We start from the raw sequence: 13597 nt of genomic DNA, 5'->3' as shown, positions 1-13597 counted from the left end.
CGTCATGATCCGAATACGGTATGCCTGTGGCTTTCTGGCTGCCGGCATGGTCGCGGCAACCGTCGGATGCGCTCCCCCAACTGTGCATGCGACCGGCACGGTGCCGGTTACCGCCACGCAATCGCAACCACCTTCCGAGACCCTGACGCCTCTGCTGGAACGGGCGCTGCCGAATGTCAAAGGCAAGACGTTCACCTCGGCGATCGCCGACTTCCCGCCCGCTGCACGTGCGGTGCCGCATCGGCACGGCAACGCTTTCGTGCACGCGTACGTGCTTGAGGGCACCGTACGCAGCCAGCTGGCCGGCGAGCCCGTACGCACGTACCGCCAAGGCGAGAGCTGGGTCGAGCCACCGGGCGCCCACCATGTGCTCACCGAGAACACCAGCAGGACAAAGCACGCGAAGCTGCTGGTGACCTTCATCTCCGACACAGGAGATGAGCTCAAGGTCGAGGACCCGCCGAACTAGCCGCCGCCAGAGCTGACGAAAGGACTCCCATGAGCTTCGAACATTCGCACCACCTCGAGAACCCCAACGCGACTACTCCGCCGCCGAGGATCGAACTCATCTCGTCGGTGCCGGCGCCGCCGCCGATGCCCGACAACGCCGAGGCGATGACGATCCTGGTCACTCTGCCGCCGGGCAGTGAGGGAAACCCGCCGCACCGCCACACCGGTCCGGCGTTCGGGTACCTCATCCGAGGTGAGATGATCTTCGAATTGGAAGGCGAACCGCAGCGCGTCATCAAGGCCGGAGAGTCGTTCTGGGAGCCGGGCGGCGACCTCATCCATTACCAGGACGCCAATAATCTCCCGGACGCCGAAACCGAGTTCGTTGTCACGATGTTCGGTGTGGCCGGGCAGCCGATGCTCATCCCGGTGAGCGCGGAAGAGCTCGAAGAGCGGCGGGACCGCCGAGCGCCTCGCCCTTGACCACTGCGCGGAGGCCGGCTTCCGGGACCGGGTAAGCAGCACATGCCGCTGCGATGCCCGTCAAGTGAGATCGACATCCTCGCCGGAGTACCCGACTGCTCCTGACATGCCATTGACACGTCTCCATCAGGAGATCTACGATCCGGTCGAATCGATTCGCTAGTGGGCCCGCGAAGCTAGCTCGCACGCCTCGGTTGTTCTTGGCTGCATGCGTTCGAATCGGTTCTCAGTCCCGTTGCAAATCGTTGGGTCCCCCACTCCCCTAGGAGCCACCCATGAGGACGACCACGCAACGACCGCCCGGCAGACGCCTCGCACTCGTCTCCCGGCTCCTGGCCGGGATGCTCATCGCCGCCATCCTCCCGGCCACCCCGGCGCCGGCGCAGGCCGCGGACGAATCCATCAGCGTCGACTTCGCCGTGGCCGGCGGCGCCCCGGCCTACCGCGCGTCCGGGTGGATCTACGGCATGACGGAGAACGCGTCCGGGCCGGCGGACCACTTCTTCCGTGACGTGAAGTTCCGGTACATGCGGGCCGGCGGCGCCCAGCTCGGCTCACCCGGCGGCTGGGTGTCGGGCGCCTACGAGCGCAGGTGGAACGCGACGCTGGCCCAGGCGCGCCGGACGATCGCGCTCGGCGGCCAGTTCATCATCCTCCCGCACGACCTGTGGGGCGCCGACGGATACCCGATCTCGCGCTTTCCCGGCGACGGCGGCAACTGGTCCGACTACGACGCCTTCCTCACCCGCCTGATCAACGACGTGCGGGCCGCCGGGATCACCGTGCAGTGGGACATCTGGAACGAGCCGAACCTCTCCCTGTTCTGGAACCGCCCGCAGGCCCAGTACTTCGAGCTGTGGCGCCGCAGCCACCAGCGCATCCGCGCCGCCTTCCCGAACCACCTGATCGTCGGCCCCAGCTGCGCCTGCGTACCCTCCACCACACACAGCTGGTGGAACGCCTACCTCGACTTCGTCCGCGCCAACAACGTCGTCCCCGACATCGTCAGCTGGCACTCCCTGCCCGGCGACCCGGTGGCCAACGTGTCGGCCGCCAACACCACGCTCGACGCCCGCGGCATCCCGCACCCACGGCCGTACCAGATCAACGAATACGCCGCGGCCAACGAGCAGAACCCGGGAGACGGGTCGTGGTACATCGCCCGGCTGGAACGGGCAGGCGCCGACGGGCTGCGCGCCAACTGGGCGAGCGCCGGCAACCTGCACAACGATCTCGCGAGCCTGCTCGTCCGCAACAGCGCAGGTCAGCACCTACCCAAGGGCGAATGGTGGGTCTACCGCTTCTACGCCTCCCAGACCGGCCAGGTCGTGTCGGTGACCCCGAGCGCGTCGTACGACGCCTTCGCCACCAAGACGACCGGCATGGCCAAGATCCTGGTGGGCGGCGGCGGGACGACCGGCAACATCGCCGTCAATCTCCGGCGGCTCGACACCACCAGCGGCATCGTGCAGAACAACCAGGTCCGCGCGGTCGTCCAACGCATCCCGTACAACGGCGGCGGCGCCGTGCAGGGGCCGATCACCGTACAGAACACGGTCCTGACGCTGTCCGGCAACGGCGCCACGCTGAACCTGCCCCACACCAACGCCGACGAGACGTTCACCATCACGCTGCTGCCTCCGTCGGAGGGCGGCTTCTCCTCCGTCGCGGTCGCGCAGCACTCCCAGCAGTGCCTGGACAACACCGACCTCAGCACCGCCGACGGCAACGTGCAGCAGCAGTTCTTCTGTGAGGGCGGCGATCAGCAGCTGTGGAACTTCCGGCCGGTCGCCGGCGTGGCCGGCACCTACACGCTGGTCAACCAGCAGAGCGGGAAGTGCCTTGACGTGAGCGCGTCGTCCACGGCTGACGGCGCGCCGGTACGCCAGTGGGCGTGCGGCAGCGGAGCGCAGAACCAGCAGTTCACCCTGCGCAGGGTCACCTATGCGGGCAACGATCCCCGGGACCACCAGCTCGTCGCCCGTCACAGCGGCAAGTGCGTCGACGTCAGCACCATCTCGACCGCGCCCAGGGCTCCCATCCACCAGTGGACCTGCAACCCGGCGGGCCAGGCCAGTCCGCTCAACCAGACCTGGCGGCTCTGGGGCCGGTGACCACTCCGGTCGCCGGTGATCCTCGGCGGCACGGATCTATGTGCTGTGCGCCCCGGTCATGAGCGCGGCCAGGTCTTCGGGGTGCAGGAACGACGGGGGCGGTGGTGGGCCCCAGTTGAACAGGCCGAGGGCGCCTTCGAGGGTCTCCGGGGTCCAGAGTTGGTCGTCGATGATGCAGTCCATGTCGGAGTAGTACTCGCTGAAGTTGCCCGCGGGGTCTTTGAGGTACCAGAAGAAGTTGGACCCGGCGTGGTGCCGGCCCAGCCCCCATACGTGCCGTTCGGGGTGGTCTTCCAGCATGCGCGTCGCGCCGCGGCCGATGTCGTCGATGTCGTCGACCTGCCAGGAAGTGTGGTGCAGGAAGGTGATGGGAGCCTTGAGGACCAGCATGTTGTGGTGGTCGGTCGAGCAGCGCAGGAACGCCCCGGCGTCCTTGACGTAGTCGCTGGCCTTGAAGCCGAGCCCGTCGCGGAAGAAGGCCGTGGTGACGGTGAGGTCGGTGGTCGCCAGCACGGCGTGTCCGAGCTTGCGGGGCCGTACGGGGTCGGTGCGCAGGATTCCGGGCGCGCGGGTGCCGATGCGGTCATGGCGGCCAGGGCCGTTGTACGGCGTGCCCGCCCGAGGGTCCTGGGCGAGGCGGTCCTCGATCTGGACGACGGCGCGAACCCCGGTGACCAGGTCGTTGGCGACGAGCCGGGCGGGACCGAGCTGGGCGGGGACGTCCAGGGCACGCAGCCGGGAGGCGGCGGCTGCCAGGTCGTCGTGGTCGTCGGCGCCGATCCGCACCTCGACCAGGCGCCGGGTCGGAGCCGTGACCACACGGAGCTGGTCACCACCGTCGGTCGTGGCCAGCCATCCGTCCGCGCCGGGCCGCAGGCCGAACTCGGTGTAGTAGGCGATGGTTTCCGCGGGGTTGGGCACCCCGATGGTGATCGAGCTGAGCCGGTGCAGCGCCATCACGCGCCTCCTTCGACAAAGGTCTGGCGGAGCTCGCCGATGCCTTGAATGTAGGACACGAGATCGTCGCCGGCAGCGGTCGACATCCTCGCGGGCGCCACCGCCTACGCGCTGATGGCCACGAACCTGCTCCTCGTCGGGTCGATCGTGCTGGCGATCAACACGAAGGTGCGCCCCTGACCTGTCAAAGCCGGATCACGTCCTGGTTCGCCTCTCGTGGGCGGCGGCGAGGATGAGGTAGGCGCCGGCCGTCCAGGTGTAGGCGCGATCGCGCAGGCCCTCGCCGGTGCGGGCGTCGAAGTTCTCGGCGAACCCCGACTTCTCGCACAGCGCGCGGAAGCGGGCGCTGATCTGGTCGGCCAGCTCCGGGTGCCCGGCGCGGCGCAGACCGTCCTCGATCAGGACGGTCGAGGGCGCCCAGATGGGGCCACGCCAGTAGCCGTCGTCCTGGTAGTGCTCAGAGTCAGGCAGCTCCGTGGCGGGGCCGAACGCGGTCAGGTGCTGCTCGATCCGGGCGGCCAGGGCCGTGCGGACGGGGTGCGGCAGCTCCTCCCCCAGTGTGATCGGCATGAGGTCGAGCAGGCTGGAGCTGGACCAGGTGCGTCCGGAGTGCGCGCCGCGGGCGACGAACCGTTCGCCGTCCCACAGCTCGGCGAGGAGGGCGTCGCGCATCCGGTCGGCCTGTTCGCTCCATCGGGCGGACGCGTCCTGGTCGGTGGCCAGGCGGGCCAGTTCGCGCATCTGGAGGACGAGGAAGGCGGCCAGGTCGGCGGTCTCGACGACGCGCTCGGGGTCGAAGGTGGTGGCGTTGTCCCAGCCGCTGTCGTTGCCGTGCTGGTAGTGCGGCAGCGCCCGGCCCGGGGCACGCCGGGCGTCGAGCCAGAACGTGGTCCAGCGTTCCAGCAGTGGATAGACGTCGGGCGCCGGAGGAGGGAGGTGGCGCAGGGCCCAGCCGTGGATGGGGGGCTTGACGAAGTTGTAGAGGAGCTCGGAGTGGGTGACGGAGTCGGGCAGCGCGCCGGCGGCGTCCTGGTGGTCGAAGGGCAGCAGGAACTGGTCCCAGGCCAGGTCGGGCAGGCCGCCTGCGAGGGCGATGGCGTTGAAGCAGTGGTCCCAGCTCCACACCTTGTCCATCCAGTGCTTGGACATGAGCACGGCCGGCCGGGTGACGAACCCGGCCGGGCGGACGGTGGCCGACCACAGCACGTAGGCGGCCAGTTCGGCGGCGGGCGTGCGGTCGCTGCGCCAGGGCGCGACCGCCGCGGCGAACGCGTCGAACTCGGCCCGCGCCGCCTTGGCCACCTGCTCGAAGGCGTCTGTGCCGGCGTAGGGGGCGCGGGCGGTCTCGTACTCCTCGATGGCGATCTCCCAGTCGCCGCCGAGGACGAGACCGCGTTCGCCGCTGCCCAGCGCCTGCGTGCCGCGGTGTTCGGCCTGCCCGGCCAGGAGGGTGATCCGGTAGCGGCGGCCGGTCTGGTAGACGGTGAAGACGTACGAGCCGTCGACGGGGTCCTGGTAGAAGTACGGGCCGCTGAACGGCGTCAGTACGGGGTCGGCGGCCAGCAGGCGGAGCCCGAGGCCGCGGCCTTTGACCCGTACGGTGTCGGGGTTCTCGTAGGCGAGGTCGATCCGGCCGTCGTCGCGGCTCCAGGTGAGCTGGTGCGGGGTGGCGGTGATGGCGGCCTCGGCGGTGGGGATCAGCCGCAGGATCGCGTGCATGCCGGTCTGGTGCGAGACCAGGTGCACGTCCTCGGCGTAGGTCTTCTCCGCCACCACGGGCGAGAAGCCGAACCAGGATCCGCGGTAGCTGAACGGGATTTCCCGCAGGGAGAACACCGGGCCTGAAGCGGCGGCGGTCATGAAGCGAAGGTCCCTTCTCAGTCTTTGACGGCGCCCGCGGTGACGCCGGCGGCGACGTAGCGCTGGGCGACGACGAGCAGGATGGTGGCCGGGATGGAGGCGATCACGGCGGTGGCCATGATGGCGTTCCACTCCTGGTTGTTGTTGCCGATGTAGTGGTAGATGCCGAGGGTGATCGGCTGGTGGTCGCCGCCCTGATCGAGGGTGGAGGCGAAGATGAAGTCCGACCACGCCCACAGGAATGCGAACAGCGACACGGTGATGATGGAGTTGCGGCTGACGGGCAGCACGATCGAGATGAACGTACGCACCACCCCGGCGCCGTCGGTGCGGGCGGCCTGCAGCAGCTCCTCGGGGATGCCGGACATGAACGTGGTCAGGATGAGCACCGCGAACGGCACGGCGAGGGTGGAGTCGGCCACGATCAGCCCGGGAACGGTGTTGAGCACGCCGGTGGACAGGAAGATGGCGTAGAAGCCCATCGCCATGATGATCCCGGGGATCATCTGCGCGATGAGCAGCACGAAGCTCAGCGCCCCGCCCCCGCGCGGGCGCAGCTTGGCCAGCGAGTACGCCGCCGGCGCCGCGAGCAGCAGGGTCAGCGCCACCGTGCCCAGCCCGACGACCAGGCTCACCCCCAGGTAGGGCAGCTGCTGGTCCAGCACCGCCCGGTAACCGTCCAGGGTGCCGTCGACCGGGAACCAGTTCGGCGGGCTCTTGCGCATGTCCTGGTCACGAGTGAACGACACGTTGATCATCCAGTAGACCGGGAACAACATCACGGCGGTCAGCACCAGCCCGGTCGCGGTCTTGAGCCGCCTCATGCCGCGCCTCGTATCGGGCCTCATATCGGGCCCTGCCTTCGCTGCACGCGGATGTAGACCAACCCGAAGGCCAGCGCCGTCACGATCAGCAGGTTGCCGACCGCGGCGCCGGGCCCGAAGGAGGGCATGAGGTTGCCGAACCCGAGCCGGTACGACCAGGTCGCGAACGTGGTGGACGCGCCGCTCGGCCCGCCCTTGGTCATGATCCAGATGATGTCGAACACCTTCAGCGTGTAGACCAGGCCGAGCAGCAGCGTGATCGCCGACACCGGCCGCAGCAGCGGGAACGTCACCTTCCAGAACCGCTGCCGGCCATTGGCGCCGTCCAGCGCGGCGGCCTCGTAGATGGCCGGTGAGATCGCCTGCAGCCCGGAGTAGAGCACCACGAGGTTGAACGGGATGCCGATCCAGATGTTGGCGATGACGACCGACCACAGCGACCAGTCAGGCGAGGTCAGCCAGTTGACCGGCCCGATCCCGAGCCAGGCCAGGACGGCGTTGACCACGCCGGAGTCGCTGTTGAGCATCCACGACCAGGTCGAGCCGGAGACGATCAGCGGCAACAGCCACGGCACCAGGAACAGTCCCCTGAGCGTGGCCGACAGCCGGAAGTTCTTCTGGAAGAACAGCGCCAGCGCGAGCCCGATGCCGAACTGGAAGGCCAGCGACACCAGCGTGAACACCACCGTGTGCCACAGCGCGGGCCCGAAGGTCGCGTCGGCGAACACCTTCGCGTAGTTGGCGAACCCGGCGAACGGGGCGTCCCCCTGCACGAACGAGCGCACGGTGTAGTTGCGCAGGCTCAACTCGACGTTGCGGTAGAGCGGGTAGGCGTAGAACACCAGCAGGTAGAGCACCACCGGGGCGAGAAAGGCCCATGCTGCCCACTGGCCTGATCGCACGCGTGCCGCCCGATGACCTCGTGCCGTCGTTCGGGCGGGACGCGCCGGCGCCTGGATGACTCGGCTCATGCTGCTACTGGGTCGCGCTCGCCGCAGCCGACTGCGCCGCCGCCATCGCCTCCTGGGGAGACTTGGACCCGCTCAGTGCCGCCTGCACCGCGCCCCACATCGGCTCGGAGATCTTCGGATACTTGGTGCCCAGATCGTCGCTGGTGCGTCCCTTGGCCGCCTTGACCGCCTCCACCCACACCTTCAGGTCGGGCGTGGCCGCCACCTGCTTGGCCTGCACCGCCTCCGTGGGCGCGACGTAGGACAGGGTGGTGGTCGTGGTCAGCGAGTTGTCGGTGCTGGTCAGGCAGGTCACCAGCTTCTGGGAGGTGGCGTAGCGGCCGGTGTCGGACTGCACGGGGATGCTGACGAACTCGCCGCCGGTGGGGGCGGGCGCGGTGCCGCCGCCCTTGCCGGGGACCGGGATGATGCCGTAGTCGAAGCCGGCTTTCTTGGCGTTGGCGAGCTGCCAGGTGCCGTTCTCGGCGAAGGCGTAATCGCCGCCGGCGAACTCCTGCCAGCTGGTGGTCTGGGTGTTGTTGATGACGGAGTTCGGGGCGTACCCCTTCTTCAGCCAGTCGGTCCACAGCGCCACGGCCGAGACGCCCTCGGGCGAGTCGAGCTTGGTGAGAGCGGCGCCGGAGCCCCAGAACCAGGGCAGGAACTGGAAACTGCCTTCCTCGGTGCCGATCGCCGAGAACGTGATGCCCTTCTTGCCCGCCGCCTTCACCTTCGCCAGCGCCGCCGTCAGGGATGCCCAGTCCTTCACCGAGGCGATGTCCACCCCGGCCTCCTTCAGAACCTCCTTGTTGTAGTACAGGGCGAGCGTGTTGGCGCCGATCGGGACGCCGTAGGTCTTGCCGCCGCTCTGGCCTGCCGCCAGCAGGTTCGGCGCGATCGCGGAGACGTCGAGCTTGTTCTCCTCGGTGGTGGTGAGCACCCCCGCCTCGGCCAGCGTGGAGACGACCGGATTGTCGACGATCAGCACGTCCGGCGAGTTGCCCTGCTGAGCCGCCAGCAGCGCCTTGTTCGTCAGGTCGCTGGTGTCGTAACCGGTGCGCTCGACCTTCACCCCGGCGTCGGTGCCGCACTTCTCCAGCAGGCGCACCCACTCCGAGCTCTTGTCGTACTGCGGATACGGGTCCCAGATCGTGTACGTCCCGCCCCCGGCGGACCGGCTCGCGCTCGCCGAACCGCCGCCGTCGCCGCCGGACGATGACGAGCAGGCCGCCAGCCCGCCCACGGCGGCCAGGACCGCCAGACTCGCGCCGGCCGCACGCCGGCTCCTTGCCGCTGATCTCATTGAGCTGACCTCCGCTGACAGGCGTTACGCGGCTGTTTCCGAACGATGTCGAATCGATTCGGCGAATCGGTTCGACCGAAGATAGGCCCGCTCCACCCTGGGCGTCAATGGGCGGTGCGGTACGGTTTTCCGGAACGTCGCGCGCGATGTGCGGCACACGGCACGTCGTCGCCGCGGAAACCGGCAGCGTACCCATCATGAACCGGTTCGACCTACGATGGTCGCCGGCCGGCGGATCGGACGAGGAGCACGGGTGAACATCGGAGAGATCGCCAAGCGGGCGGGCGTGTCACGCAGCACCGTCTCGTACGCGCTCACCGGCAGGCGCCCGGTGTCGGAGGAGACCAAGCGCCGCATCCTGGCGGTCATCGACGAGCTGGGCTACCGGCCCAACGCCGCCGCCAGAGCGCTGAAGGAGGGCCGCACCCGCACGATCGGCCTGGTCATTCCGCCGGCCGGCCAGCGCCTGACCGACATGCAGCTCGGCTTCGTGGCCAGCGTGGTCGACGCCGCCGCCCGCGCCGACCTGGACGTCCTGCTGTCACCCTCGGGCGGCGAGCATGACCGCTCCTTCGAGCGCGTCGTCACCGGGCGGCGGGTGGACGGTGTGATCCTCATGGAGATCCGCCTGGAGGACGACCGGGTCGCCCGGCTGCAGGCGAGCGGCCTGCCGTTCGTCGGCATCGGCCGCACCCGCCACCCGGAGGACATGTCCTGGGTGGACGTCGACTATGAGGCGCTCATCGCCAAGTGCGTCCACCACCTGGCCGCCCTCGGCCACCGGCAGCTGGCGCTGGTCAACCGCAACGCCGAGCTGGTCGCCGCCGGATACGGCCCCGGTCACCGCGCGCAGGCCGGCTTCGACCGCGCCATCGCCGAACGCGGCCTGCGCGGCGTGCAGGTCTGCTGCGGCGACGACGCGCAGGCCGGACAGTCCTGCCTCCAGCAACTCCTCGCCGAGCACCCTGAGTTGACCGCCATCGCCACGATCAACGAGGCTGCGGTGTCCGGCATGTACCGCGCGCTGGCCGAGGCGGGCTTGACCGTGCCCGGGGACTTCTCCATCGCGGGCGTGGCGGCCCGGCACTGGGCCGAGAACCTGCACCCGCCGCTCACCGCCGCCGACGTCCCGGCCGACGAGATGGGCGCCCGCGCCGTCGAGCTGCTCATCCAGCGCATCGCCGACCCGGCCACGGCGCACCGCCACCTCCTGGCCGCCCCGCCGATCTCACTCCGCAGCACGACCGGCCCCGCGCCCGGCCACCGGCGCGCCATCTGACCTATCATGTAGTCGAATCGATTCGACTCGCCACCGCTCGCCAAGTGACACCTCGCTACGAGCGGCATCGACGATTTCTCAATTGGGAGCGGCCGCGCCGGCGCGGGACAGGACCTGCTCCAGCTGTGCCGGCTCGGCCGCGCCGCCCGCCGCCAGGACGGTGCGGGCGCGGTCGGTCACCACCACGTACGGCGGCCACGGGATGTCGTTGCGGTCGAAGACGTCCGGGTCCACGACCACGGGCAGCCCGGCGCCGCCGTACCCGTCCACCGCGCTGACCAGCACGACCTCCAGGCGGGCGGCCGTCGCGGCGAACTCCGGCAGCATCGTCTTGCACAACCCGCACGCCGGTGAGACCAACGCGTACATCACCAGGTCACCGGCCGGCTCCGGCGCGCCGGCCAGCGCGAAGCGGGCGCCGGGACGCGGTCCGGCCGAGGGTCTCTCGGCCCGCAGCAGTCGTGCGGGCAGGAAGGCCAGCCCGAGCAGGGCCGCCGCCACCGGGAGCTGGACGGGCGCGAACGCGACCGGCCCGGTCAGGGTCGCCGTCACCGCGAGGACCAGCAGCAGGCCGGTACGCAGCAGCGTGCCGGCACCGACGAGGTCACGGCCGCCGAAGCAACCGCAGTCCACGGCCATCCCCCGCCGCAGCACCGACGCCATGGCCGCCAGGAACGCGGCGAACAGGGCCGCCGCCACCACCGCTCCCCACCGCTGACCGCCCGGCGCGAGCAGCAGCCCGGCGGCGACGAGCTCGGCCGCGAGCACGGCCACCGCCGCCGGACCGGCCAGCCGACCAGGCAGCAGCCGGTAGCCGGCCACCGACCCGGCGAAGCCGCGCACGTCGCGCAGCTTGCCCAGCGCCGCCACCAGCAGCATCGCGGCCACGGCGAGGTACGCCGACTCGGCGACGATCATGGCACCGTCTGCTGGAAGGCCGAGGCCTGCAGCTCGTACAGGCCGGCGTACAGGCCGTCGCGTTCCATCAGCTCGGTGTGCGTGCCCTGCTCGGCGACCGTGCCGCCGTCGAGCACGTAGATGCGGTCGGCGTAGCGGACGCTGGCCAGCCGGTGCGTGATGAGGACGATGGTGCGGCCGTCGGCGTGGCCGCGGATCCGTTCGAACAGGGCGTGCTCGGCGCGGGCGTCCAGGGCCGAGGTCGGCTCGTCGAAGATGACCAGCGCGGCGTCGCGGTAGAACCCGCGTGCCACGGCGATGCGCTGCCACTGGCCGCCCGACAGGTCGTGGCCGCCGCGGAAGCGGCGGTCGAGCAACGCGTCGTAGCCGTCGGACAGCCTCGCCACCACCTCGTCGGCGCCTGCCGCGGCGGAGGCGGCGGCGAGCCGGTCCTCCTCCAGGGGGCGTCCCATGAGGATGTTCTCGCGGACGGTGAGCGGCCAGCGGGTGTGGTCCTGGGCGATCACGGAGATCTGCCGCCGCAGGGCGTCACCGTCGAACGCGTCGAGATCGACGCCGTCCCAGCGGATCGTGCCCTCCTGCGGCCGGTACAGCCCGGCCAGCAGCTTGGCCAGGGTCGTCTTGCCCGAGCCGTTCTCGCCGACCAGGGCGATGACCTCGCCCCGGCCGACGCTCACACTGACGCCCGACAGCGCGGGCCGGTCAGCGCCGGGATAGGTGAATGTGACGTTCTCGGCAGTGAGCAGGCTGAACGGAGCCGGCTCAGCGGCGGGCGCGAGCGCGGCGGGCGGGAGCGCGGTCGGCGGCGCGGGGACGCGCTCCCGCGCGAGTTCGCAGAAGGTCAGGTAGTCACCGAAGTAGAGGCCGGCCTCGTAGAGCCGGTTCATGGTCTGGATCAGGGCGGTGAGCGACATCTGCCCGGTCCTGATCGCCAGCACGGCCGCGCCGGCCACCGACAACGGGATCACGCCGGCGGCCAGCAGCACACCGAGCACCACGTACACGCCGGCCGTGGCCACGCCGGTCAGCAGGTCGCCGCCCGCCTTGGTCGCGGCCCGCCGCCGTGCCACGTCGAGCTGAACGTCCTGCTCCAGGTCGGCCACCCTGCCGTACTCGCCGAGCAGGAAGTCCCGCAGCGTGAACGCCCGCACCTCGGCGGCGGGCTGCCGCTCGGCCATCAGGTCCGACAACATGAACTTGCGCCGCCGCGCGGCGGACAGCCGGTAGAACGCCTGATAGCCCAGCCGGGCCATGCGCACCGCGGCCCATCCCGCCGGCACGGCGGTGACCAGCAGCAACGGCATGAGCAGCGGGTGCAGCAGGCCGAGTGCCACGGCTGAGGCGAGCACGCCGACCGCACCGGTGACCACGGCGATCGTCATCTCCACCACGGTGGCGGTGTCGGGTACGCCGCTGTCGCGGGCCCGCCGCATCGCGTTGTGGAAGTCGTGGTCGTCGAACGCGGCCAGCTCCACCCGGGTGGTCAGCTCGAACAGACGGGTCTCGGCCAGCCGTTCGACCTGCGGCTTGAGCCGCGCCTGCGCCCACCCGGCGCCGGCCAGCAGCGCGCCGCGCAGCCCCGCGGCGGCGGCCACGAGCAGCAGCGAGGGCAGCGCGCTCCACACCCGGTCGGGCGTCGGACCGGCGGCGAACAGCGAGGCCAGCACATCGGAGGTGGCCACCAGGCCGAAGACGGTGAAGACCCCCGCCGCGAGATTTCCCGCCAGGGCCACGGCGGTGTCGCGGGGACTGGCCTGCCACGCCATCCGCAGCGCGGCGGCCACCAGGGACGGCAGCCTGCGGGCGATCGTGCCGAGGGTGGCGGTCAGCAGGTGCTCGTCATGGCTCTCCCAGTACGCGACCACGAGCCCCGACCTGTCGTCCGGGACGCTCGTACCGCGCCGGCGCCGCCAGAGCTTCACGCGAGGGCGCCGTTTCGTGGCAGGCACGCCGAAGATCCCCCCATCACGCACGCCAATCTAGAAGATCGAACTCCCGCTGTAAAGGAGCATGTCAACACATTTATGGCCGTTAACGGCCACCCCTGGACAGACTTCTGGATATATGCACATAATGCGTCCGTTTGCTCGCGACGGGGGAACGTGTAAACGATTCGCCGGTCGTGGGCAGGGCACGGGAAAGGCGCCTACCGGTGCTATCCCGACGCTCGGATCCCCACGTCGGCCGCCCAAAGGCGGCCAAGGAAGGAGCCCTTATGTCGGTCCTCGCCCTTGAGCCCCGCGACGCCGGAGTCCTGGAGTACGAAGACCTCGCCGTCGACTTCGAAGGCGAGCTGAACAAGCTGCTCCACGGCCCTCAGGCCTGCGTCAACACCTGCAAGCGGACGGTGTGCAGCAGCTTCCCGTGCTGCCCGTCCATCGTGTGACGCCCGTATGTGAAGCGCCTGTTGTCACGCGGTGACGCGTGGTGATGCAAAGCGCTGGGGAAAGGCCATCGGT

Annotated in this window: 12 protein-coding genes; 5 read left to right on the top strand and 7 right to left on the bottom strand. The window is 70.1% G+C overall.

Annotation, left to right across the window (positions count from 1 at the left end; all coding sequences use genetic code 11):
- The first annotated feature begins 4 nt into the window (after positions 1 to 4).
- The 3 genes from ACIBVN_RS50595 to ACIBVN_RS50585 all read left to right on the top strand — a co-directional run bounded on the left by ACIBVN_RS50595 (position 5) and on the right by ACIBVN_RS50585 (position 3047).
- The gene (locus ACIBVN_RS50595) at positions 5 to 469 is read left to right on the top strand and encodes a cupin domain-containing protein (protein ID WP_397148361.1); all 465 of its coding nucleotides are present in this window, start codon (positions 5 to 7) and stop codon (positions 467 to 469) included.
- 29 nt (positions 470 to 498) lie between these two features.
- Entirely contained in the window at positions 499 to 933 is a 435-nt protein-coding gene (locus tag ACIBVN_RS50590; protein WP_397148359.1) for a cupin domain-containing protein, read from the top strand.
- A gap of 275 nt (positions 934 to 1208) precedes the next feature.
- Positions 1209 to 3047 (top strand): RICIN domain-containing protein, encoded by a 1839-nt coding sequence (locus tag ACIBVN_RS50585; RefSeq protein WP_397148357.1) that lies wholly within the window; start codon positions 1209 to 1211, stop codon positions 3045 to 3047.
- 36 nt (positions 3048 to 3083) lie between these two features.
- On the opposite strand, the gene ACIBVN_RS50580 is transcribed toward ACIBVN_RS50585, so the two are convergent.
- The 5 genes from ACIBVN_RS50580 to ACIBVN_RS50560 form a co-directional block, all read right to left on the bottom strand.
- The gene (locus tag ACIBVN_RS50580; protein ID WP_397148355.1) at positions 3084 to 4004 is read right to left on the bottom strand and encodes a VOC family protein; all 921 of its coding nucleotides are present in this window, start codon (positions 4002 to 4004) and stop codon (positions 3084 to 3086) included.
- 195 nt (positions 4005 to 4199) lie between these two features.
- Positions 4200 to 5864 (bottom strand): amylo-alpha-1,6-glucosidase, encoded by a 1665-nt coding sequence (locus ACIBVN_RS50575; RefSeq protein ID WP_397148353.1) that lies wholly within the window; start codon positions 5862 to 5864, stop codon positions 4200 to 4202.
- A 17-nt stretch (positions 5865 to 5881) separates the two neighbouring features.
- Entirely contained in the window at positions 5882 to 6688 is an 807-nt protein-coding gene (locus ACIBVN_RS50570; protein WP_397148351.1) for a carbohydrate ABC transporter permease, read from the bottom strand.
- A gap of 20 nt (positions 6689 to 6708) precedes the next feature.
- Positions 6709 to 7590 (bottom strand): carbohydrate ABC transporter permease, encoded by an 882-nt coding sequence (locus tag ACIBVN_RS50565; RefSeq protein WP_397148349.1) that lies wholly within the window; start codon positions 7588 to 7590, stop codon positions 6709 to 6711.
- 73 nt (positions 7591 to 7663) lie between these two features.
- Positions 7664 to 8941 carry an extracellular solute-binding protein gene (locus ACIBVN_RS50560; protein WP_397148347.1) on the bottom strand — a complete coding sequence of 426 codons (1278 nt, stop codon included), beginning with the start codon at positions 8939 to 8941 and terminating at the stop codon, positions 7664 to 7666.
- Between the two features lie 253 nt (positions 8942 to 9194).
- Here ACIBVN_RS50560 and ACIBVN_RS50555 point away from each other — a divergent pair, with 253 nt between their 5' ends.
- A complete protein-coding gene (locus ACIBVN_RS50555; RefSeq protein WP_397148345.1) occupies positions 9195 to 10220 on the top strand; it encodes a LacI family DNA-binding transcriptional regulator in 1026 nt (341 codons plus the stop codon).
- 78 nt (positions 10221 to 10298) lie between these two features.
- Here the strand turns inward: ACIBVN_RS50555 and ACIBVN_RS50550 are convergent, their stop codons facing one another.
- Both ACIBVN_RS50550 and ACIBVN_RS50545 read right to left on the bottom strand, forming a co-directional pair.
- Positions 10299 to 11138, bottom strand: coding sequence for a MauE/DoxX family redox-associated membrane protein (locus ACIBVN_RS50550; RefSeq protein ID WP_397148343.1), 840 nt, complete (start codon positions 11136 to 11138; stop codon positions 10299 to 10301).
- Positions 11135 to 13060 carry an ABC transporter ATP-binding protein gene (locus ACIBVN_RS50545; protein WP_397148341.1) on the bottom strand — a complete coding sequence of 642 codons (1926 nt, stop codon included), beginning with the start codon at positions 13058 to 13060 and terminating at the stop codon, positions 11135 to 11137. The genes ACIBVN_RS50550 and ACIBVN_RS50545 overlap by 4 nt, the downstream gene beginning before the upstream one ends.
- Before the next feature lie 293 nt (positions 13061 to 13353).
- Between ACIBVN_RS50545 and ACIBVN_RS50540 the strand changes: the two genes are divergently transcribed.
- Positions 13354 to 13524, top strand: a complete 171-nt coding sequence (locus ACIBVN_RS50540; protein WP_165974944.1) for an SflA family class IV lanthipeptide — start codon at positions 13354 to 13356, stop codon at positions 13522 to 13524.
- Positions 13525 to 13597 lie beyond the last annotated feature (73 nt).

This window comes from Nonomuraea sp. NPDC049400 (assembly GCF_044466425.1).
In the GTDB taxonomy this organism is placed as follows: Bacteria; Actinomycetota; Actinomycetes; order Streptosporangiales; family Streptosporangiaceae; genus Nonomuraea.
This window is presented reverse-complemented; position numbering and strand designations above follow the sequence as displayed.